Annotated in this window: 16 protein-coding genes; 8 read left to right on the top strand and 8 right to left on the bottom strand. The window is 69.9% G+C overall.

Annotated features, from left to right (window positions below; translation table 11 throughout):
- Positions 1 to 60: 60 nt before the first annotated feature.
- Positions 61 to 1,173 carry a patatin-like phospholipase family protein gene (locus FV218_RS07355; RefSeq protein ID WP_082476056.1) on the bottom strand — a complete coding sequence of 371 codons (1,113 nt, stop codon included), beginning with the start codon at positions 1,171 to 1,173 and terminating at the stop codon, positions 61 to 63.
- A gap of 361 nt (positions 1,174 to 1,534) precedes the next feature.
- Between FV218_RS07355 and ispG the strand changes: the two genes are divergently transcribed.
- Both ispG and FV218_RS07345 read left to right on the top strand, forming a co-directional pair.
- Entirely contained in the window at positions 1,535 to 2,842 is a 1,308-nt protein-coding gene (gene ispG, locus FV218_RS07350; RefSeq protein WP_056090051.1) for a flavodoxin-dependent (E)-4-hydroxy-3-methylbut-2-enyl-diphosphate synthase, read from the top strand.
- Between the two features lie 207 nt (positions 2,843 to 3,049).
- Complete coding sequence (locus FV218_RS07345; RefSeq protein WP_147709243.1) at positions 3,050 to 4,996, top strand: potassium transporter Kup; 1,947 nt, start codon at positions 3,050 to 3,052, stop codon at positions 4,994 to 4,996.
- 91 nt (positions 4,997 to 5,087) lie between these two features.
- On the opposite strand, the gene FV218_RS07340 is transcribed toward FV218_RS07345, so the two are convergent.
- The 3 genes from FV218_RS07340 to FV218_RS07330 all read right to left on the bottom strand — a co-directional run bounded on the left by FV218_RS07340 (position 5,088) and on the right by FV218_RS07330 (position 8,978).
- Entirely contained in the window at positions 5,088 to 5,495 is a 408-nt protein-coding gene (locus tag FV218_RS07340; RefSeq protein ID WP_147709242.1) for a GNAT family N-acetyltransferase, read from the bottom strand.
- Positions 5,496 to 5,507: 12 nt separating this feature from the next.
- A complete protein-coding gene (secA, locus tag FV218_RS07335; protein WP_147709241.1) occupies positions 5,508 to 8,396 on the bottom strand; it encodes a preprotein translocase subunit SecA in 2,889 nt (962 codons plus the stop codon).
- A 219-nt stretch (positions 8,397 to 8,615) separates the two neighbouring features.
- Complete coding sequence (locus FV218_RS07330; RefSeq protein ID WP_147709240.1) at positions 8,616 to 8,978, bottom strand: hypothetical protein; 363 nt, start codon at positions 8,976 to 8,978, stop codon at positions 8,616 to 8,618.
- Between the two features lie 237 nt (positions 8,979 to 9,215).
- Here FV218_RS07330 and FV218_RS07325 point away from each other — a divergent pair, with 237 nt between their 5' ends.
- From FV218_RS07325 to FV218_RS07315, 3 genes are all read left to right on the top strand, one after another.
- Positions 9,216 to 10,115: a peptidylprolyl isomerase gene (locus FV218_RS07325; protein ID WP_056090066.1), complete on the top strand. Its 900-nt coding sequence runs from the start codon at positions 9,216 to 9,218 to the stop codon at positions 10,113 to 10,115.
- A 109-nt stretch (positions 10,116 to 10,224) separates the two neighbouring features.
- The gene (locus FV218_RS07320; protein WP_056090069.1) at positions 10,225 to 10,785 is read left to right on the top strand and encodes a DUF4337 domain-containing protein; all 561 of its coding nucleotides are present in this window, start codon (positions 10,225 to 10,227) and stop codon (positions 10,783 to 10,785) included.
- An 87-nt stretch (positions 10,786 to 10,872) separates the two neighbouring features.
- Complete coding sequence (locus tag FV218_RS07315; RefSeq protein ID WP_056090072.1) at positions 10,873 to 11,379, top strand: phosphate-starvation-inducible PsiE family protein; 507 nt, start codon at positions 10,873 to 10,875, stop codon at positions 11,377 to 11,379.
- 4 nt (positions 11,380 to 11,383) lie between these two features.
- Here the strand turns inward: FV218_RS07315 and FV218_RS07310 are convergent, their stop codons facing one another.
- The gene (locus FV218_RS07310) at positions 11,384 to 13,705 is read right to left on the bottom strand and encodes a Tex family protein (protein WP_147709239.1); all 2,322 of its coding nucleotides are present in this window, start codon (positions 13,703 to 13,705) and stop codon (positions 11,384 to 11,386) included.
- A 134-nt stretch (positions 13,706 to 13,839) separates the two neighbouring features.
- On the opposite strand from FV218_RS07310, the gene FV218_RS07305 reads away from it, so the two are divergent.
- On the top strand, positions 13,840 to 14,952 hold the full coding sequence (locus FV218_RS07305; protein WP_147709238.1) for a hypothetical protein: 1,113 nt from the start codon (positions 13,840 to 13,842) through the stop codon (positions 14,950 to 14,952).
- 13 nt (positions 14,953 to 14,965) lie between these two features.
- Here the strand turns inward: FV218_RS07305 and FV218_RS07300 are convergent, their stop codons facing one another.
- Positions 14,966 to 16,441 carry a glucan biosynthesis protein gene (locus FV218_RS07300; protein WP_147709251.1) on the bottom strand — a complete coding sequence of 492 codons (1,476 nt, stop codon included), beginning with the start codon at positions 16,439 to 16,441 and terminating at the stop codon, positions 14,966 to 14,968.
- 227 nt (positions 16,442 to 16,668) lie between these two features.
- Between FV218_RS07300 and mdoH the strand changes: the two genes are divergently transcribed.
- Positions 16,669 to 18,573, top strand: a complete 1,905-nt coding sequence (gene mdoH, locus FV218_RS07295; RefSeq protein ID WP_147709237.1) for a glucans biosynthesis glucosyltransferase MdoH — start codon at positions 16,669 to 16,671, stop codon at positions 18,571 to 18,573.
- A 7-nt stretch (positions 18,574 to 18,580) separates the two neighbouring features.
- On the opposite strand, the gene FV218_RS07290 is transcribed toward mdoH, so the two are convergent.
- Together FV218_RS07290 and FV218_RS07285 are read right to left on the bottom strand one after the other, a co-directional pair.
- Positions 18,581 to 18,997, bottom strand: a complete 417-nt coding sequence (locus FV218_RS07290) for a hypothetical protein (RefSeq protein ID WP_056090080.1) — start codon at positions 18,995 to 18,997, stop codon at positions 18,581 to 18,583.
- A gap of 73 nt (positions 18,998 to 19,070) precedes the next feature.
- A complete protein-coding gene (locus tag FV218_RS07285; RefSeq protein ID WP_147709236.1) occupies positions 19,071 to 20,249 on the bottom strand; it encodes an aminotransferase class V-fold PLP-dependent enzyme in 1,179 nt (392 codons plus the stop codon).
- 283 nt (positions 20,250 to 20,532) lie between these two features.
- Here FV218_RS07285 and FV218_RS07280 point away from each other — a divergent pair, with 283 nt between their 5' ends.
- A complete protein-coding gene (locus FV218_RS07280; protein ID WP_056090086.1) occupies positions 20,533 to 21,051 on the top strand; it encodes a TspO/MBR family protein in 519 nt (172 codons plus the stop codon).
- The last annotated feature ends 50 nt before the right edge of the window (positions 21,052 to 21,101 follow it).

The following is a 21,101-nucleotide window of genomic DNA, read 5'->3' as shown; positions in this document are numbered from 1 at the left end:
CGCGGCGGCGGATTAATCCCACACGCCGCGCACGGGTCCCCTGCGCCCTCGGGGCCAACCCTACTGGTAGGTCGCCTGGAGGTTCAGGCTGCAGGTCCGGCCGACCTGATCGTAGGTCTCGGCGAGCCAGGCCTGGGCCGCGCCCCGACCCTTGTCGCGCAGGCGCTCGAACACCCGCCAGCGCGCGTCGAGGCGGGAGGAAGCCTGATAGTCGTCGAGCGCCCCGGTGCCGTCGATGCGGTGGACGTATTGCGACTTGTAGCCGCCCTGGCCGAGGACGCCCTCGGCGATGAGGCCGTCGAGGAAATCGATGGCGCGCAGCTCGCGCATGAGGTTGGCGTTGAAGGTGATCTCGTTGAGGCGGTCCTGGATTTCCTGCTGCGTGCGCGGGGTCTCGCGCCGCTCCACCGGATTGATCTGCACGAGGAGGATGTCGCGGGTCTCCGCCCCCCGGTATAGGGGATAGAGCGGCGGATTGCCGAGGTAGCCCCCGTCCCAATAGGGAACGCCGTCGATCTCCACCGCCTGGAACACCGTGGGCAGGCAGGCCGAGGCCATGAGATGGTCGACCTTCAGATCCGCGCGCTCGAACACCGCGAGCTTGCCGGTCCAGACATTGGTGGCCGACACGAACAGGGCCGCCGTCTCGGCCTTGCGCAGGCGTTCGAAATCCACCTGCTTGGCCAGCGCCTTGCGCAGGGGATTGTAGTTGAGGGGGTTCGACGCGTAGGGGCTGGTCTTGATCACCCGGCCCCAGAACTCGACGACGGGATTGTCCTTCCACAGGGCGAACAGGCCGTTGAGGGCCCCGCGCTGGGCGGGCCAGAGATCGCTGTCGAGGCTCACTTCGCGCCAGAAAGTCTCCAGGGCCGCACGCGCGCCGTCGGGGCCACCCTCGAGCCAGCCGTCGACCATCACCACGGCGTTCATGGCGCCGGCACTGGCCCCCGTGATCGCCTCGAAGCCGAGGCGCCCGTCCTCGATCAGCGCGTCGAGAACGCCCCAGGTGAAGGCGCCGTGCGCACCCCCGCCCTGAAGCGCCAGGGCGACGGTCTTCTCCGCGCGGGGACCTGCGAGCACGCGTGTCGGCGCGACGGCATGATCCGGACACGAGCCACCCGGGCCGATATCGGCCGGCGAATCGATGGGCGCTTGCTGGTTCGCGTCGAGCATGGGGGCCTCCAGGGTGGATGGTGCACCGCAATATATGATGCGACAGGGCAACAATCGGGCCGGGTCGCGCCGGGTTCCCTCACCGGGGCGCAGTGCAGCCATCCGCCGGCCGCCGGGATGAACTCGACATCTCGCCCCGGATCGGACATGGGATGGGGCTGACAACAGACCAGCGCCCCTTAGGTCCCCACCGGCGCGGGCTTGACGCCCGCCCACCGTCATCTCAGCTCAAGGGTTGAGAGCGTAGACCAAGAGGGCGTCGTGGACGCCACCGGCCGGATCGCCCGGCCGGGCCAGACGGCGCCCTCGCAGACGGAAGGCCGCCGAGCCGGCGGAGGTTCCGGGAGCGCACGGATCAACGATGGAAGCCATGGACGCGACCCCCGCCAACCCGATCAGTGGCACTGCCCCCGAGATCGCCGGTCCCAGCCCCCGCCACCGCACGGTCGGCGTCATGGTCGGGTCCGGGGAGGGCGCCGTCATGGTCGGCGGCGGCGCCCCCATCGTCGTGCAGTCGATGACCAACACCGACACCGCCGACATCGACGGCACGGTGGCGCAGGTGGCCCAGCTGGCCCGGGCCGGCTCGGAGCTCGTGCGCATCACCGTCGATCGCGACGAGGCGGCCGTGGCGGTGCCGAAGATCCGCGAGCGCCTCGACCGCATCGGCATCCACGTGCCCCTGGTCGGCGACTTCCACTACATCGGCCACAAGCTCCTCGCCGATCACCCGGCCTGCGCCGAGGCCCTCGCTAAGTACCGGATCAACCCGGGCAATGTCGGCTTCAAGGAGAAGAAGGACACCCAGTTCTCGACCATCGTCGAGCAGGCGATCCGCTACGGCAAGACCGTGCGCATCGGTGCCAACTGGGGCTCCCTCGACGAGGCGCTCCTGACGCACCTCATGGACGAGAACGCCCGGCTGCCCCGGCCCATCGACGCCCGCGCGGTGATGCGCGAGGCCATGGTGCGCTCGGCCCTGTCCTCGGCCGAACGCGCCGTGGAACTCGGCCTGCCGAAAGACCGGATCATCCTCTCGGCCAAGGTCTCGGCGGTGCAGGATCTCATCGCCGTCTACCGCGAGGTGGCGCGCCGCTCGGACTTCGCCATCCATCTCGGCCTCACCGAGGCCGGCATGGGCTCGAAGGGCCTCGTCGCGGCTTCCGCCGCCATCGGCGTGCTGCTGCAGGAGGGCATCGGCGACACCATCCGCTATTCGCTGACCCCCGAGCCGGGCGGCGACCGCACCGTCGAGGTGAAGGCCGCCCAGGAACTCCTGCAGACCATGGGGTTCCGGACGTTCGTGCCGCTCGTGGCCGCCTGCCCGGGTTGCGGGCGCACCACCTCCACGACCTTCCAGGAACTCGCCCGCGACATCCAGAACTGGATCGTCACGTCGATGCCCGAGTGGAAGAAGGCCTATCCGGGCGTCGAGGGCCTCAACGTCGCGGTGATGGGTTGCATCGTCAACGGTCCGGGCGAATCGAAGCATGCCGATATCGGCATCTCGCTCCCCGGCACCGGCGAGACCCCCACCGCGCCGGTCTTCATCGACGGCAAGAAGGCCATGACCCTGCGCGGACCGACGCTGGCCAAGGATTTCGAGACCGTGGTGACCGATTACATCGAGCGCCGCTTCGGCTCCGGCACCCGCAGCGCCGCGGAGTAATCCGCTTCCGCGGCACGCACCCTGCCTTGATGGCCGGACGGCACCCCCGAGCGGGTTGCCGTTCTCGCATGCTGCGCCGCGTGATAGCGTGAACGTAGCCTAATCCCCGCCGCCCGACCCCGTCGGGACCGGCCCCGGTGTTCCTTGCGCGCGTCCGATGGCGCATTGCGAGAGACCCGGGTTCGCAACACGTCGCGATCGAGCCGCATGACGCAATCCGCCATTCCGAGCGCGCCCGGTCCCACCCCCGAGGGCGGGGACCCGTCCTCAGCGGCCATCGACGCGGAGACGGGCCGCGCCCACGCACCCGCCAGCCTGTGGACCCTGGTGCTGGGCTCCATCGGCGTCGTCTACGGCGATATCGGCACGAGTCCGCTCTACGCGTTCCGCGAGGCCCTGGTCTCGGCCCGCGCCGACGGCATCCTCCTGCGCGAGGAAGTGCTCGGCGTCGCGTCCCTGATCCTGTGGGCGCTGCTCCTCATCGTCACCATCAAGTACGTCGTCATCCTCATGCGGATGGACAACAACGGCGAGGGCGGCATCCTCTCGCTCATGGCGCTGGCCCGCTCGGCCCTCGGCGGCTCGCGCATCGTGTTCATGTTCGGCCTGCTCGGGGCCTCGCTGTTCTACGGCGATGCCATCATCACGCCCGCCATCTCGGTGCTGTCGGCGGTGGAGGGGCTGAAACTCGTCACCCCGGCCTTCGAGGCCTACGTCCTGCCCATCACCATCGCGATCATCGTTCCGCTGTTCCTCATCCAGAACCGGGGGACGGGCAAGGTCGCGACCTTCTTCGGACCGGTGATGGCCGTGTGGTTCGCCGCCATGGCGCTCGCCGCCCTGCCGCACATCTACGCGACGCCGGACGTGTTCTGGGCCATCAACCCCTACTACGCCCTGCATTACCTGCTCGGCCACGGCACCGGCGCCCTCGTGGCCCTGGGCGCGGTCTTCCTGGCGGTGACGGGGGCCGAGGCCCTGTTCGCCGACCTCGGGCATTTCGGCCGCCGGCCGATCCAGATCGCGTGGCTCTACCTCGTGGCGCCCTGCCTCGTGCTCAATTACTTCGGCCAAGCCGCCCTGGTCCTGGCGAAACCCGACACCACGGACCCGTTCTTTCAGCTCGTGCCCGAATGGGGCCTGCTGCCCATGGTGCTGCTCGCCACCGCCGCCACGGTGACGGCGAGCCAGGCGGTGATCACCGGCGCCTTCTCCCTGTCGCGCCAGGCGATCCAGCTCGGCCTCCTGCCGCGCCTCGAAATCCGCCACACCTCGGAATCGCATTCTGGGCAGATCTACCTGCCGCAGATCAATGCGCTCCTGATGATCGGCGTGGTGATCCTGGCGATCCTGTTCCGCTCCTCGGCGGCGCTGGCCTCGGCCTACGGCATCGCCGTCACCGGCACGATGCTGATCACCGCGAGCCTCGCCTTCCTCGTGCTGTGGAAGACCTGGAAATGGTCGCCCTGGGCCGCCGGCCTCGCGATCCTGCCGTTCGCGGCCCTCGAATTCCTGTTCCTGCTCTCGAACATGCTCAAGGTGTTCGAGGGCGGCTACGTGCCCCTGCTGTTCGCCGGCGCCCTCATCGTCCTGATGTGGACCTGGGTGCGGGGCGTCGCGATCCTCATCAACAAGACCCGCAAGACGGACGTGCCGCTCACCGAACTCGTCGGCATGCTGGAGAAGAGCCCGCCCCACCACGTGCGCGGCACGGCGGTGTTCCTCACCAGCGACCCCTACATCGCGCCGGCGGCCCTGCTGCACAATCTCAAGCACAACAAGGTGCTGCACGAGAAGAACGTCGTCCTCACGGTGGAGACCGTGGACACCCCGCGCGCGCGCGCGAGCGACCGCGTCCGCATCGAGCCCATCGGCCCGCACTTCTCCAAGGTGGTGATGAAGTTCGGCTACATGGAATCGCCCAACATCCCCCGGACCCTGACGCTCCTGAAGAAGCAGGGCTTCAAGTTCGACATCATGGCGACGTCGTTCTTCCTGTCCCGGCGCTCCATCCGCCCGGCGGCCCATTCGGGCATGCCCCTGTGGCAGGACCGGATCTTCATCACGCTCGCCAAGAACGCCAACGACGCCACGGACTTCTTCCAGATCCCCACGGGGCGCGTGGTGGAAGTCGGAACCCAGGTGACGGTGTGAAGGCCGGCGCCCGGCCCGTCTCCTGAGAGAATAACCCTGCAAATCCGGAATCAGATTCCGGATTTGCAGGGTTATGGGCCATTTTCGCCCCTCAAGCCTCCCGGTCGTACCGGAACGCGTCGGGCACCCGGGGCATGGCGATGCGCTCGTAGAAGGTGATGGCGTCGGGCGCGGCCGTGAGCAGGAGCGAGGCCTGCGGGCCCACCGCCTCGCGCGTCGCGGCGATCAGGCCCCGGCCGATGCCGAGGCCTTGCGCGGACGCGCACACGGCGAGATCCGACAGGTAGGCGCAGAACGAGAAGTCGGTGAGGGTGCGGGCCACCCCCACGAGGACGCCGTCGCGGCGGGCGGTGACCACGAGGTCGGCCGCCGCCAGCATCCGCGACAGGCGCGAAACATCGTCGGCGGGCCGGCGGGGCGCCAGACCCGACTCGACGAGGACGCGGCGGAACTCCGCCACGTCGAGGTCCGACTCGATACCGTAGGCGATCTCCGCCATGAGCCCGGGAGCTCAGGCGGCGAAGGCGCCGTGGCAGTGCTTGTACTTCTTGCCCGAACCGCACGGGCAGGGCTCGTTGCGCGCGACCCGGCCCCAGGTGGTGGCATCCGTGGGGTCGCGCTCCAGCACCGCCGTGTCCGTCGGCATCGCCTGGGCGGCGTAGCCGTAGGCCGGGCCACCCCCGCCGTCGCTGCCGGTGCCCGAACGGCCCATCTCGTTCTCGCCGGTGACGGGATCGAGGTGCTGGGCGAACATCGGCGGCAGGGCGGGGGAGGCGAACGGCGACTCCTCGGCGGCAGGGTCCTCGTACATGATCTCGATGCGCGCGAGCTGCTGGGTCACCTGCTCGCGCAAGCTTCCGACGAGGCCGTTGAACAGGTCGAAGGCCTCCGACTTGTACTCGTTCAGGGGGTCGCGCTGGGCGACGCCGCGCCAGCCCACCACCTGCCGCAGGTGGTCGAGGGTGACGAGGTGCTCGCGCCAGAGGTGGTCGAGGGTCTGCAGGAGAACCTGCTTCTCGACATAGGTCATGACCTCGGGCGTGTTCTTCTCCGTGCGCGCCGCGTAGGCGTCGTCGGCGGCCTGGCGCAGGCGGTCGCGCATCTCCTCATCGGCGATGCCTTCCTCCTTGGCCCAGTCCTCCACCGGCACGTCGAGGTTGAGCACCGTCTGCACCTGCTCGCGCAGGCCCTCGACGTCCCACTGCTCGGCATAGGCGTTCTCGGGGACGTGCACGGCGACGAGGTCGTCGACGACGCCGTGGCGCATCTCGTCGACGGTGTCGCGCACGCTCTCCTGGCCCATGAAGTCGCGACGCTGCTCGAACACCACCTTGCGCTGGTCGTTCATGACGTTGTCGTACTTGAGCACGTTCTTGCGCATGTCGAAGTTGCGCGCCTCAACCTTCTGCTGCGCCTTCTCGATGGCCTTGTTGATCCAGGGGTGGATGATCGCCTCGCCCTGCTCGAGCCCCAAGCGCGTCAGCATGCCGTCCATGCGGTCGGACCCGAAGATCCGCATGAGGTCGTCCTGGAGCGACAGGTAGAACTTCGAGCGGCCGGGATCGCCCTGGCGGCCGGAGCGGCCGCGCAGCTGGTTGTCGATGCGCCGCGATTCGTGGCGCTCGGTGCCGATGATGTAGAGGCCGCCGGGCAGGGCCTTCTTGCGGCCCGCCTCCGGGTCGGCCGGCTCGCCCGAGGCCAGCACCTTTTCGCGGTACTCGGCGATCTCGGCCTTGATCGCCTCGATCCTGGCGTCGCGCTCGGCGCCCTCGGGGATGCCCGCGAGTTCCTTCTCGACGCGCATCTCGACGTTGCCGCCGAGTTTGATGTCGGTGCCGCGCCCGGCCATGTTGGTCGCGATGGTGATGGCGCCGGGCACGCCGGCCTCCGCCACGATGTAGGCCTCCTGCTCGTGGAAGCGGGCGTTGAGCACGGCGAAGCGCTTCGTCACCCGACCCTCGCGGGCGGCGGCGTAGACGTCGGTGAGGGCATTGAGGTCCGAGTAGTCGAGGGGCGTGAAGCCGGCCTTGGTCAGCATCTCGGCGAGATGCTGCGACTTCTCGATGGAGCCGGTGCCGACGAGGATCGGCTGATGGCGCGCATGCGCCTTCTCGATCTCCGCGATGATGCCGTCGTACTTCTCGCCCACCGTCCGGTAAACCTCGTCGTCCTCGTCGACGCGCTCGACCTCCTTGTTGGTCGGGATGTCGACCACCTCGAGCTTGTAGATCTCGGCGAACTCGTCGGCCTCCGTCGAGGCCGTGCCGGTCATGCCGGCGAGGTTGGAATAGAGGCGGAAGTAGTTCTGGAAGGTGATCGAGGCCAGCGTCTGGTTCTCGGGCTGGATCGTGACCCGCTCCTTGGCCTCCAGGGCCTGGTGCAGGCCTTCCGAGTAGCGCCGGCCCTGCATCATGCGGCCGGTGAACTCGTCGATGATCACCACCTCGTCGTTCTTGACGATGTAGTCCTTGTCCAGGGTGAACAGGGTGTGGGCGCGCAGGGCTTGGTTCACGTGATGGACGAGGGAGACGTTGTGGGCGTCGTAGAGGTCGCCCTCCTTCAGCAGGTCCGCCCCGCGCAACAGGTCCTCGATGAACTCGTTGCCGCTCTCGGTGAGCGAGACCGTGCGCTGCTTCTCGTCGAGGTCGTAATGCTCCTTGTCCAGGTGGGGCATCAGGGCATCGACGGAGACGTAGAGCTCCGAGCGGTCATCCACCGGGCCGGAGATGATGAGTGGGGTCCGCGCCTCGTCGATGAGGATCGAATCGACCTCGTCCACGATCGCGAAATTGTGGCCACGCTGGGCGAGCTGGCCGAGCTCGTACTTCATGTTGTCGCGAAGATAATCGAACCCGAACTCGTTGTTGGTGCCGTAGGTGATGTCGCAGGCATACGCCTCTTTGCGCTGCTCGTCGTCGAGGCCGTGGACGATGGTGCCGACGGTGAGGCCGAGGAAGCGGTAGACCCGGCCCATCCACTCGGCGTCGCGCGAGGCGAGGTAGTCGTTCACGGTCACCACATGGACGCCGAGACCCGAGAGGGCGTTGAGGTAGACCGGCAGGGTCGCCACCAGGGTCTTGCCCTCGCCCGTGCGCATCTCGGCGATGCCGCTCTCGTGCAGGACCATGCCGCCGATGAGCTGCACGTCGAAGTGGCGCTGGCCGAGGGCGCGCTTGGCGGCTTCGCGGACGGTGGCGAAGGCCGGAATCAGGATGTCGTCGAGGGACTTGCCGGCGGCGAGCTCGCCCTTGAGCATGTCGGTGCGCGCGCGCAGGTCTGCGTCGGACAGGCTGGCCAGCTGCGGTTCCAGGGCGTTGATTTCGGCCACACGGGGACGGTAGCCCTTCACGCGCCGGTCGTTGGACGAGCCGAAAATCTTCTTGGCGAGGGCACCGAGCATCGTGAACCTACGGTCGATCGAAAAGCGTGAAGGCGAATGTTGGCCGGGCTTATAGAGGTAAATATTGCCCGACGCATCCGAAAGAGCCGCGCCTGTCGATCGTCGCCGTGAGGTGTCGCCGGTCAGCCGCCGGAGAAGGAACAGGGGGAAGAATGCGCAGGGGCGCCGCGTTCGCGCCGATGCCGTTGGGCCCCTTCCGAGCGCGCCCGCCGCGAGCGGTCAGTTGATCTCGCAGAATCCCGCGCCGGAGCCGACGATCCGCCCTTTGCCGCACCAGGCCTGCGCCGTGCGGGCGTCCCGGCCGGATGCGGTCACGACCGTGGCTGCGGCGACCTGGGCTGCAGCAATCTGGGCTGCGGCGACCGGGGCGGCAACGGGCGGGGTCGGGCGCGGCATCGCCAGGCTCGCGGCGGGTTCCTCACGCGCCGCCCGGCCCGCCGGCGCGGAGCGGATGCTGCCGGTGGCGGTGGGGACGAAGGCGATCCCCGCGCCGCGGCGCCCGCGTGCCTCGGCGTCCGAGGCGGCCAGGGCCGGGATCGCTCCGAGGAGGATCAAACCGAGGGTGACCGGATTTGCACGCACGCGACATCTCCCCGGAACGAACCGATCGAAGGCTTACGGCCGGACCCGTTAACGCCGCCTCGCCGCGACCGTGCGGATGCGACGGATCGGGGGCCGCCCTGCTTGTCTTCGGGTCCGCCGCACGCCACCTGTGTCGGCGCGAAACGCGCGGCCCTTCCGGCCGCCACCGCCTCGCACCGATCCCGACCATTCAGACGTCGGGGATGCGGCGGGGTGCCATTCCCGAAGGACGCCGCGATGCCCATCACCCCCGCCCTCCTGCGCACGAGCGCACGCACCAGCGCCTTGGCGCTGATCCTGGCCACGCCCCTGGCCGGCGTTCACGCGCAGCAGCCCGCCGCCCCCGCGCCGACGGCAGCCGTCGTGGCGCCCGAGACGGTGGTGGCGAAGGTGAACGGCGCCCCGATCACCCAGGGCGACCTCGCCATCGCTTCGGACGATCCGGCCCTGTCCCTGCCGGGCGTGGACGACGCTCAGAAGAAGAACCTCCTGGTCGACTACATGGTCGACCTCAAGGTCGGCGCCCAGGCCGCCGACGCGGCCAAGGTGGCCGAGACGCCGGAGTTCCAGCGCAAGCTCGCCTATTTTCGCGATAAGCTTCTCCTCGATGAATACCTCGAGCGCGAGGCCAAGAAGGCGGTGACGCCGGAGGCCGCCAAGGCCCTCTACGAGCAGACCGTGAAGGCGATGAAGCCGGACGAAGAGGTTCATGCCCGCCACATCCTCGTCGACAACGAGGACGACGCGAAGAAGATCGCCGCGCGGATCAAGGGTGGCGAAGACTTCGCCAAGGTCGCGGGCGAGGCCTCGAAGGACCCGGGCTCGAAGGCCGAGGGCGGCGATCTCGGCTGGTTCACCAAGGAGCGCATGGTCGCCCCCTTCGCCGAGGCGGCGTTCAAGCTCAGTGCCGGTCAGGTCTCGGACCCGATCAAGACCCAGTTCGGCTGGCACGTGATCAAGGTCGAGGAGAAGCGGGTGAAGCCGGTACCGACCTTCGCCGAGATGAAGGAGCAGGTCGAGCAGTACATCACCCGCAAGACCCAGCAGGATCTCATCCTCAAGCTGCGCGAGGCCGCCAAGGTCGAGCGCACGGCCGCCGCCCCGGCCGAGCCGAAGGCCGAGCCCAAGAAGCCCTGAGGCGGAGGGCCCCGAAGCGGCGCCCTCCGATTCACGGGGGGCGCTTGTTTGTGGTTGCGCTTGCCCCCCGGATCGGCTGTGACTGCGGCCGTCGAATCGAGGGGGCAGCATGTCGGGTGGTCACGGTGGCGGTGGGAGTTCCAACAAGCGCGTGGCGCTGCTGATCTCGGTGCTGGCGCTGTTCCTGGCGCTCGCCGAGACCCTGGCCAAGGGTGCGCAGACGGAGGCGCTCAGCGCCAACGTCGAATCGTCGAACCAGTGGGCCTACTTCCAGGCCCGCACCATCCGCGGCACGATTCTCAAGACCGCCGACGAGACCCTGGCCCTGCTGCCGCCGGACGCCGCGAATTCGGAAGCGATCAAGGCCAAGCGCGCCGAGTGGGCCAAGACCATGGCCCGCTGGGACAGCGAGCCCACCACCGGCGAGGGGCGCAAGGAACTCAGCGAGAAGGCCCGGCACGCCCAGGAGGTCCGCGACAAGGCGCTCCACCGCTACCACCATTACGAGTTCGGCTCGGCGGCCTTCCAAATCGGCATCGTGCTGGCCTCGGCCGAGGTGATCACCGGCATCTCGGCCCTGGTCTTCGGCGGTGCCTTCATCGGCCTCGCCGGGTTGGCCATGCTCGGCTTCGGCCTCTACGCCCCGCACGTGCTTCCATTTTTCCACTGATGCCCGCGGCACTCGACAGCGCGCCGCTTTGCCTGCCTAATCCGTCCTGCGACCGGTGATCGAACCCGGCGCCGGGGTGGGTACGCCATGGCGGACGACGCGGACGGGGAAAGCCGGCTCACGCGGGCCTCGGGCTTTCTGTTCATGCACACGGAGCACGCGGTCTACGCCGTGCTCGGGGTGCTGCTGGCGGCGACGGCGATCCTGGCGCTCGTGGACGCCACCGGCCTCCTCGTCGGGGCGATCCGCGAACTCGGCGGATCGGCCAAGCTCCTCGAGATCGTCGACCGGCTCCTGTTCCTGCTGATGCTGGTGGAGATCCTGCACACGGTGCGGGTCTCCATGCGCTCGGGCAAGCTCACCTGCGAGCCGTTCCTCATCGTCGGGCTCATCGCCTCGATCCGGCGGGTGCTGGTGATCACCCTGCAATCGTCCGAGGTGATGCACGGTCCGCTGACGCCGGAGCGCGAGGCGCTGTTTCGCGCCTCGATGATCGAGCTCGGCGTGCTCGCCGGGCTCATCCTCGTCATGGTGCTGTCGATCTTCCTCCTGCACCGCGCCCGCGACGACCAGCAGGTGGCGGGGCAGGAATAGGCGCTCAGCGCCGCTGCTTGGATTCGGCCGCCCGACGCAGGGCGTCCGCCATGGCGCCACCGGGTTCCCCTCCGGCCTTCGGCGGCGGCGGAGCCGACTGCATCCGTGCCGGTGCCGGGGACTCCGCGCGCCGGCCGGGGCGGGCGCTTTCCCCATCGTCCGAGCGCATGGAGAGGGCGATGCGCTTGCGGCCCGGATCGACCTCGACGACGCGCACCTGCACCACGTCGCCGGGTTTGACCACGTCGCGCGGGTCCTTCACGAAGCGGTCGGCCAGCACCGAGATGTGCACCAGCCCGTCCTGGTGCACGCCGATATCCACGAAGGCGCCGAAGGCGGCGACGTTGGTGACCACGCCCTCGAGGCGCATGCCGGGCTTGAGGTCGGTGATCTTTTCCACGCCGTCCTGAAAGGTGGCCGTGCGGAAGGCCGGGCGCGGATCGCGGCCGGGCTTCTCCAACTCCAAGAGAATGTCGGTGACCGTGGGCAGGCCGAAGGTCGCGTCGGTGAATTTCTTCGGGTCGAGGCCGCGCAGCGTGCCCGCATTGCCGATGACCGCCTGGATCGGCTGGCCGGCGGCGGCGAGAATCCGGCGCACCACCGGGTATGCCTCCGGGTGAACGCCGGACGCGTCGAGGGGGTCGGCCCCGTCGCGAATGCGCAGGAAGCCGGCGGCGAGCTCGTAGGCCTTCGGCCCGAGGCCCGCGACCTTCTTGAGGGCGACCCGGCTGCGGAACGGGCCGTTGGCATCGCGGTGGACGACGATGTTGGAGGCGACCCGCTCGGTGAGGCCGGACACCCGGGCGAGCAGGGGCGCGGAGGCGGTGTTCACGTCGACGCCGACCCCGTTCACGCAATCCTCCACCACGGCATCGAGGGAGCGGGACAGCTTTCCCTCCGCCAGATCGTGCTGGTACTGCCCGACGCCGATGGCCTTCGGCTCGATCTTCACGAGTTCGGCGAGCGGGTCCTGCAGGCGCCGGGCGATGGAGACGGCGCCGCGGATCGACACGTCGAGGTCGGGCAGTTCGGCGCTGGCATAGGCCGAGGCCGAGTAGACCGAGGCGCCGGCCTCCGAGACCATCACCTTGGTGAGCTTGAGTTCGGGCTGCTTGGCGATGAGTTCGGCGGCGAGCTTGTCGGTCTCGCGCGAGGCGGTGCCGTTGCCGATGGCGACGAGGTCGACCCCGTGCGCCCGGCACAGCTTCGCCAGGGCCATCAGGGCGCCGTTCCAGTCCCGGCGCGGCTCGTGCGGATAGATCGTGTCCGTGGCCACCACCTTGCCGGTGGCATCGACCACGGCGACCTTCACGCCCGTGCGAAAACCCGGATCGAGGCCGAGGGTCGGGCGGGCGCCGGCGGGTGCGGCGAGCAGCAGGTCGCGCAGGTTGCCTGCGAACACCCCGACCGCACCGGCCTCGGCCACGGCCCAGAGGCGGGCGCGCAGGTCCGTGTCGATGCTGGGCTTGAGCTTCGTCCGCCACGTCCGACGCACGGTCTCCATGAGGAACGCGTCGCCCGGTCGGCCGCCGTCGCGCACGCCGAAGGTTTTTGCGATGCGCAGTTCCTGCGCGGAGGGTTGGCCCTTGGCCGGCGCATCGCCCACGGCATCGGTCAGGTCGAGGTCGAGAACCTCCTCCTTCTCACCACGGAACAGGGCGAGGATGCGGTGCGAGGGCAGGCGGGTCAGGGGCTCGGTAAACTCGAAATAGTCGGCGAATTTTTCACCCGCCGCCGCCTTGCCCTTCTTCACCGTGGCGACCATGCGGCCGCGCTGCCAGCCGGTCTCGCGCAAGGACCCAACCAGCTCCGGATCCTCGCTGAAGCGCTCCATGAGGATCGCGCGTGCCCCTTCCAGGGCGGCGTCCGCATCGGCGACGCCCTTGCCCGCATCAATATAAGACTTGGCCGCCGCCTCCGGCGCCTGGTCGGGCCGGGCCAGGACGGCCTCCGCCAGGGGCCCGAGTCCGGCCTCGCGGGCGATCTGCGCCTTGGTGCGGCGCTTCACCCGGAACGGCAGGTAGAGGTCCTCCAGCCGCGCCTTGGTGTCGGCGGCGAGGATGCGGGCACGCAGGGACCCGTCGAGCTTGCCCTGGGCCTCGATGCTCTCCAGCACCGCCGCCCGCCGCGCCTCCAGCTCGCGGAGATACGACAGGCGCTCCTCGAGGGTGCGCAGCTGCGTGTCGTCGAGGGTGCCGGTGACTTCCTTGCGGTAGCGCGCCACGAACGGGACCGTGGCGCCCCCGTCGAGAAGGTCGACGGCGGCCTTCACCTGCCACTCGGCCACGCCGAGTTCGGCGGCGAGGATTGCGTTGATGGCGGCCATGCAGCGTCTCCCGGTGGGGCCGGGGTGTCTACAGGGCGCCGCGCCGGGCGGTCAAACCGCCCACGCTATCCTGGACAACGCCGCGATCCCGGCAGACACTTTCGTCCAACAACAAACGCTTTGGGGAGGTCGTCATGAAGCTCGGGCTTGGGCTCGCCGTGCTGTGGCTCGCGCTCACGGGGGCAGCCGCGGCGGAACCGCCGACGTTCCAGGTCGATCCGGCCTGGCCTAAAACCCTGTCGAACAACTGGATCATGGGTCAGGCCTCCGGCGTCGCCGTGGATGCCGAGGACCACATCTGGGTGGTGCAGCGCCCCCGCACCCTCACCGACGACGAGAAGGCCGCGAGCCTCACCCCTCCGCGCACCAAGTGCTGCGTGCCGGCCCCGCCGGTGCTGGTGTTCGATCAGGCCGGCAGCCTGATCCGGTCCTGGGGCGGCCCGGGGGAGGGCTACGACTGGCCGCAGAACGAGCACGGCATCCACATCGATCACAAGGGCTTCGTCTGGCTCGCCGGAAACGGCGAGCAGGACGGGCTGATCCTGAAGTTCACGCCGGAGGGCAAGTTCGTCCTGCAGATCGGCAAACAGGGTCCGCAGACCAACAGCCTCGACACCACCCGTCTCGGCCGGCCCGCCGCCATGCAGGTGGACCCGGAGACCAACGAACTTTACGTGGCTGACGGCTACTACAACCACCGGGTCATCGTGTTCGACGCCGAGACCGGCGCGTTCAAGCGGATGTGGGGCGCCTACGGCAAGCCACCGACGGACGAGGCCCTGCCGCCCTACGATCCGGCCGCCGCCCCGGCCCAGCAGTTCCGCAATCCCGTCCACTGCGTGCAGATCGCCCGCGACGGCCTCGTCTACATCTGCGACCGCGCCAACGACCGGGTGCAAGTGTTTCACAAGGACGGTCGCTTCGTGAAGGAGTTCTTCGTCGAGAAGAACACCCGCGCCAATGGCTCGGTCTGGGAACTCGCCCTGTGGCCCGACGCCGAGCAGACCTACCTCCTTAACGCCGACGGCGCCAACAACGAGGTCCGCACCTTGAAGCGCGATACCGGCGAAGTGGTCGGCGCCTTCGGCCGCAACGGCCGCATGGCCGGCGATTTCCACTGGGTCCACAACCTCGCTATCGATTCGAAGGGCAACGTCTTCACCACGGAGGTGGACACCGGCAAGCGCGCCCAGAAGTTCGTGTTTCGAGGCGACACGGTCCTGCGCAAGCGCGCCCCAGCCCCCTGACCCGCGGCGGCCTTCAGGCCGCCGCGTCCCAGGTCTCCGTGATCGCCCGGCCCTCGCCGAGCAGACGGGCGCGCAGCACCACGTCGCCGGGCGGCCGAGTGGCGGGCGGGCGCCACTCGACGTAGAGGCGCCAGCCCCCGGTCTGGGGCACGAACTCGATGAACGGGTCCACCAGGGTACCGGCGCTCGCCGAGATGTCGGCGGTGAGAGCGGAGGCCGGGTCGCGCGGCAGGCCGGGGCCTTCGAAATCCACCGCGTAGAGGCGCCGGCCCGGGCTCGGTGGTGTCGTCGGGCGCAGGCGCTCGGCCGAGCCGACGCGGGTCGAGACCACGCGGGCCAGGGTCCCCGGTACGACGCCCGTGGGCTCCGCGCCCACCGTGGTCAGGGTGTAGCGCGGGGATAGGACCGTTCCCGCCGTGATGGGGGCGGCCGGCACGAAGGCCGCCACGATGTTGTCCATGTACTCCTCGCGCGACGGGATCTCGAAGAGTTGCACGGCGCCGGCCCCGAACCCCGCTTCCGGGGTCACCCACAGGCCCGGCCGGAGTTCGTGACGGGCCTGGACGTCGAGATAGGCGCCGAAATTCCGCTCGCGCTGGAGCAGCCCGAACCCGTCGAGGGGATCGACGGCGAAGGCCGAGACCTGCGGGTCACGGCGCCCGTTCACCAGGGGCCGCCACATCCGGTCGCCCCGCGTCGCCACGGCGAGGCCGTCGGAATCGTGGACCTGGGGCCGGAAATCGTCGAAGGGCTCGGCGCCCGGCGCGCCCGGCCCGTTCTGCCCGTGCAGGAACATGCTGGTGAGGGGCGCCAGCCCGAGGCGGTCGATGGCGGTTCGGGGGTGGAGGGCGGCTTCGACCCGCATGATGGAGGGATCGCCCGGCGCCACGACGAAGCGGTAGGCCCCCGTCAGGCTCGGCGATTCGAGGAGCGCCAGCACGTCGATGGTGCGGGCGTCGTCCTTCGGTTCGCAGATCCAGAATGCGGTGAAGTCCGGAAATTCCTCCGCGCCCGGTCCGCCCGTGCGGATGGCCGCGCCCCGCGCCGACAGGCCGTATTCCTGGCCCTTGCCGCGCAGGCGGAAATACGAGGCCCCGAGGAAGACGAGGAATTCTTCCTGCGTGTCCGGCCGGGAACCGTCGAAGGCGTAGTGCAGGCGAAAGCCCGCGAAGCCGAGGTCGGCCGGGAAGGATTGCCCCTGCAGGGTTGGGCCGAGGTCGAACAGATCCGAGCCGTAGGCGATGGGTCTGGCGGGGCCGTCGGCCGGTTGCAGGTAGAGGTCCACCCGTTTCGCCTGCAGGAAGCCGCGATGGAACAGCTGGGCCGAGAAGTGGGCGCCCTGGCGCGGGCTCGCCGCGGGGCGGAAGGTGATCGCCCGGTAGGCATCGTAGGTCAGGGCCTTGAGGGCGGGCGGCAGGTCGTCGGGATGCGGCCGGTAGGGCGCCGCCGCGAGCGCCTTCGCCCGCTCGGCGAGATCGGCGAAGGTCATGGGCGTCGCCCGGTCGGGGAGGGGGGCGGCCAGCGTTCGGACGGCATTCAGATCGGTGATACTAGGCAGGAGCATGCCCGTGGCCGCGCCGAGCGTCCGAAGGGCTTGCCGCCGCGAGACGGGGCCGGTCTGCCCGTTCCCGTCCCCACCGTTGCCATCGCCCATCGTGTGCCTGTCCCCGTGATCGGGCATCGCTCGGCTCCCCTCGCACGAGAGTCCCGCGTCCCATGTCCCAGCGGTTGTCGCACGACGCTCCCGTAGTCGAAATCCCAGGCCGCGAAATCCCGAACGGATCGGATTCGGAGCGATCCCTGCTCGGGCGTCGGCTGATGCTGGCGCTGCCGACCCTGGCGATGGCCGCCCTCATCGCGACCCTGGCGACCATGGCCTACGGCCCGCCGGCCGGGTGGCTCGCCGGCGCCGTCCTCGTCCTGTTCTGCCTGGTGATGGCCTGGCAGTCGTTCGTCGCCTGGCAGTACGTCTACGGCCTCGTCGCGGACGGCCTCGGCGACAGGGCGAAGTCGGACCTCGAAATCCGCTCCCTGACCGTGCCGGCGAAGGCCTCCGGCCGGAGCCGAACGGCCGCCGTGGTCGCCATCCATGCCGAGGACGCCGTGGCGGTGTTCGCGGCGCTGAGGGTCATGGCCCGCTCGCTCCAGCGCGAGGGCGGCGACGGCTCCGACATCGATCTGTTCGTCCTGTCCGACACCCGCGACGGCGCCATCGCGGCTTTGGAGGAGCACGAGTTTTCCCGCATCACCGCCTGGGCGGCCCAGAACGGTGCGGGCCTGCCGCGCCTGCGCTACCGCCGCCGCCGGGACAATGCCGGGCGGAAAGCCGGCAACATCGCCGAGTTCTGCCGCACCTACGGCGCTGAATACGACTTCATGATCGTCCTCGACGCCGACAGCCTGATGACCGGGGCGGCCATGCGCCGCCTTGCCCGACTCATGGAGGAGAGCCCCCGCGTCGGCCTGATCCAGACCGTGAGCTACGCCACCGGCCGCGACACCCTGTTCGCCCGCATCCAGCAATTCGCCGTGCGTCTCTACGCGCCGCTCTCGATCCGCTGCCTTGAGACGTGGCAGGGGCCCGATGGGAGCTACTGGGGCCACAACGCGATTCTGCGGGTCGAGGCCTTCGCCAACAACGCCGAACTGCCGGTGCTGCCCGGCAAGGCGCCGCTCGGCGGCGAGATCCTGTGCCACGACATCGTCGAGGGGGCGCTGCTCCGCCGGGCCGGCTGGGAGGTGCGCCTGCTGCCCGAGATGGGCGGCACCTGGGAAGAGATGCCGACGAACCTCGTCGATCTCCTCGGCCGCGAGCGCCGCTGGTGCCAGGGCAACATGCAGCATCTGCGCGTCGTCCCCATGCCGGGCCTGCGCCCCGCCAGCCGCTGGCATCTCGCCGTCGGCATCCTCTCCTACATGGCCTGTCCGCTCTGGGTGGCGTTCCTGGCCCTGGGCACCGTCCAGGCCGCGGCGACCGGCGACCTCGGCCTCCTGGGCTACGGCCTCACCGGCACGGGGGCGGCCGCCCATGCCCTGGCGCTGGTGGTGCTGACCGTCCTGGCGCTCCCGAAACTCCTGAGCCTCGGCCATGTCCTCGCCTCGCCCGAACGCAGGGCGGCCTTCGGCGGCACCGCCTCGCTCCTGAAGAGCGCAGCCCTGGAGCAGGTGGTGTGGGTGCTGCTCTGGCCGGTGATGACCTTGTTCGCGGCGGGTGCCGTCGCCACCACCTTCGTCGGGCGCGTGGTGCGCTGGGATGCGCAGGTTCGCGACGACCGCCAGGTGCCCTGGGCGGAAGCCTGCCGGCTCCAGGTCGACACCCTCGTGGCCGGTGCCCTGCTCGCCGGAATCCTAGCCTATGCGGCCGACCCGTGGCTCGCCCTGTGGATGGCGCCCGTGGCCCTCGGGCTCCTGTCGAGCCCGGCCCAGAGCGTCCTGACCAGCCGGGCCGATCTCGGCCGGCGGGCGCAGGAGCGGGGTCTGTTCCTCACCGTCGACGACACGGATCGCGCGCCCGACCTCGTCGCCCTGGCGCAGTCCCGGGGCGGCGCCGAAGTTCGCCCGGACCGGCCGGCCCTCGCCGAGACGGCGGCCCTGCGGGCCAGTGAGGCGCCGGTGTCGTGAGTGGGGCTCACTGCGCCGGCTTGCCGAGCACCTCGATGGGGTCCGTGCGCTGGCTCGGACCCGGCTCCTTGGTGACGCTGTCGCCCCCCTGCTTGCCGTTCGACTTCAGGCCCGTGCCGCTGGCGAGTTCGAGGCAGGTCACCATCTCGACGTAGGAGGGAAACCCGCCGGCCTCGAACTGCTTCTCGCACTGGCGCTTGGCCGCCGGGGTGAACTCGCCCCAGCGGCGCTTGACCTCGTCATGGGCCGAACGTTCCGAACGCAGGCAGCCGTCCTGGCTCGCGTTGTCGTTGACGCCGGCCGAGGCGGCGGACTTGCAGGTCTGCTCGATGTCGAGATTCGGCGGGCCGTCCGCCGCCAGGACGGGGGCTCCCATCAGCAGCAGGGCCGCGAGTCCGGTCAGCAGGGATTGGGTATTCGTCATCGCCGGTCTTTCAGGGTGATCTCTGACCAACAACGCGATGCCCTGCCATTGGCCCCCTGCAAGGTTGAGAAAATCACGGCACGGCCGGCGCATCTCCCCCGCGCAGGGCGTCGTCGAGATCCCCGAACAGATCGTCGACATCCTCGATCCCCACGGACAGGCGCAGGAGGTCGGGCGGGCAGGGCGAGTCCGGCCCCTCGACGGAGGCCCGGTGCTCGATGAGGCTCTCGACGCCGCCCAGCGACGTCGCCCGCTTCCACAGGCGTACCCGGGCGGCGGCGGCGATGGCCGCCTGCTCGCCCGCCGCGATCCGGATCGACAGCATGAAGCCGAAGCCCCCCGCCATCTGGCGCGCGGCCACCGCGTGGCCGGGATCATCGGGCAGGCCCGGATAGAGCACGGCACGCACCGCGGGATGCGCCTGGAAGCGCCGGGCGAGGTCTGCGGCCGCGGCCGATTGGGCGGCGGCCCGGAGGGGCAGGGTGCGTAAGGACCGCATCAGCAGGTAGGCCTCGAACGGCCCCAGGATGGCGCCGCCCCCGGCGCGGATCGTGACGAGCCGCGCCCAGAACGCGTCCGCCTCGGCCCCGGCGAGGACGCCCGCGACCACGTCCGAATGCCCGTTGAGGATTTTTGTGGCCGAATGCATCACGATGTCGGCCCCCAGGGTCAGGGGCCGGGTGTGAATCGGCGAGGCGGCGGTGGAATCCACCGCGAGCCGCGCCCCGGCCGCGTGGGCAAGGCGCGCGGCGGCGGCGATGTCGGTGACGGTCCACAGCGGGTTGCCCGGCGTTTCGATCCAGACGAGCTTCGTCGTGCCCGGACGCAGGGCGGCGCGTAGGGCATCGAGGTCGTCCATGGCGACGAAGTCGATGGCGATCCGCCGGCGGGGCATCTCGTCGCGGAGCCAGCGTTTCAGGGCCCAGTACATGACGGTGGGGGCGAGCACGTGGTCGCCGGGTTCCAGGGCCGTGAACACGGCCGTGGCCGCCGCCATGCCGGAGCCGAACAGCAGCGCCCCGGCCGGGGCGTCCTCCAGCATGGCGATGACGGCCTCGGCCTCGCGCACGGTGGCGTTGTCGGGCCGGGCATAGGAGAAGCCCGAGGCATAGCCGTTGTCGGGATCGCGCAGGAAGGTGGTGGAGACGTGGAGCGGGGCCACCACCGCCCGGGTCACGGGCTCGATCCGCCCCATGGCCTGGGCCGCGAGGCTGCGGGCGCGGAAAGGGCGGGGGGCGGTGTCGTCCGGCATGAGGTCCCTCCGTTTTCGTCAGGTCTGGGAAGGTCCGTAAAGGGCCCCGCGAAGCCGCCCTGGCGACGACACCGGCCCCGTGACCCAGACCCGTCGCACGGTCCGGGCCGGGGGGCTGGCCTCATGAAACCATGGCTGATCGAACAGCGTTCCGATGCCAGCCTCCGAAGCACGGGCACCCCGGCAGCCTTCCCGGCGGACCAGAGATCTTGGCCGACCAGAGATCTTGGCCGACGAGAGACTTTGGCCGCCCAGCGACAATGAAACCAGGACGTCGAGACGGATGACCGCCACCCCGCATGTGCCCGACAGGCCGGCCCTGTCCCGCTATCCCCGTCTGGCGGCGGCGATCCTGCCCGTGCTCGTCACCAGCGTGATCGGGTCGCTCTCGACGGGGCCTAACATCGAGGGCTGGTACGCGGGCCTGACCAAGCCGTCCTTCAATCCGCCGAACTGGGCGTTCCCCCTGGCGTGGACCATCCTCTACGGCCTCATCGCCGTCTCGGCCTGGCGGCTGCTCGGCGCCATGCCGCGCACCGGACCGACCCGGGAGGGCTGGCGGCTGGCGGTCATCGCCTTCGCGGTGCAGCTCGCCCTCAACGCCGCCTGGACCCCGACGTTCTTCGCCGCCCATGCCATCGGGACGGGCGTGGTGGTCTCGGCAGCGATGTTCGTGATGATCCTCTGGACCATCCGCCTGTCCTGGCGCTTCGACCGCCTCGCCGCCGGTTTGCTCGTGCCCTATGCCGCCTGGGTCGGCTTCGCGACCATTCTCAACTTCGCCCTCTGGCGGTTGAACTGAGCATCGGCCCGAAAAGTGGTATCCGGTTTTCGGCAAAGGCCGATGCTGCG

This window comes from Methylobacterium sp. WL69 (genome assembly GCF_008039485.1).
Taxonomy (GTDB): domain Bacteria; phylum Pseudomonadota; class Alphaproteobacteria; order Rhizobiales; family Beijerinckiaceae; genus Methylobacterium.
This window is presented reverse-complemented; position numbering and strand designations above follow the sequence as displayed.

What these genes read in the sequence shown, in the direction of transcription:
- FV218_RS07355 (WP_082476056.1), bottom strand. Translation starts at nt 1,173, where the DNA reads ATGCTCGACGCGAACCAGCAAGCGCCCATCGATTCGCCGGCCGATATC.
- ispG (WP_056090051.1), top strand. Translation starts at nt 1,535, where the DNA reads ATGGAAGCCATGGACGCGACCCCCGCCAACCCGATCAGTGGCACTGCC.
- FV218_RS07345 (WP_147709243.1), top strand. Translation starts at nt 3,050, where the DNA reads ATGACGCAATCCGCCATTCCGAGCGCGCCCGGTCCCACCCCCGAGGGC.
- FV218_RS07340 (WP_147709242.1), bottom strand. Translation starts at nt 5,495, where the DNA reads ATGGCGGAGATCGCCTACGGTATCGAGTCGGACCTCGACGTGGCGGAG.
- secA (WP_147709241.1), bottom strand. Translation starts at nt 8,396, where the DNA reads ATGCTCGGTGCCCTCGCCAAGAAGATTTTCGGCTCGTCCAACGACCGG.
- FV218_RS07325 (WP_056090066.1), top strand. Translation starts at nt 9,216, where the DNA reads ATGCCCATCACCCCCGCCCTCCTGCGCACGAGCGCACGCACCAGCGCC.
- FV218_RS07320 (WP_056090069.1), top strand. Translation starts at nt 10,225, where the DNA reads ATGTCGGGTGGTCACGGTGGCGGTGGGAGTTCCAACAAGCGCGTGGCG.
- FV218_RS07315 (WP_056090072.1), top strand. Translation starts at nt 10,873, where the DNA reads ATGGCGGACGACGCGGACGGGGAAAGCCGGCTCACGCGGGCCTCGGGC.
- FV218_RS07310 (WP_147709239.1), bottom strand. Translation starts at nt 13,705, where the DNA reads ATGGCCGCCATCAACGCAATCCTCGCCGCCGAACTCGGCGTGGCCGAG.
- FV218_RS07305 (WP_147709238.1), top strand. Translation starts at nt 13,840, where the DNA reads ATGAAGCTCGGGCTTGGGCTCGCCGTGCTGTGGCTCGCGCTCACGGGG.
- FV218_RS07300 (WP_147709251.1), bottom strand. Translation starts at nt 16,441, where the DNA reads ATGACCTTCGCCGATCTCGCCGAGCGGGCGAAGGCGCTCGCGGCGGCG.
- mdoH (WP_147709237.1), top strand. Translation starts at nt 16,669, where the DNA reads ATGTCCCAGCGGTTGTCGCACGACGCTCCCGTAGTCGAAATCCCAGGC.
- FV218_RS07290 (WP_056090080.1), bottom strand. Translation starts at nt 18,997, where the DNA reads ATGACGAATACCCAATCCCTGCTGACCGGACTCGCGGCCCTGCTGCTG.
- FV218_RS07285 (WP_147709236.1), bottom strand. Translation starts at nt 20,249, where the DNA reads ATGCCGGACGACACCGCCCCCCGCCCTTTCCGCGCCCGCAGCCTCGCG.
- FV218_RS07280 (WP_056090086.1), top strand. Translation starts at nt 20,533, where the DNA reads ATGACCGCCACCCCGCATGTGCCCGACAGGCCGGCCCTGTCCCGCTAT.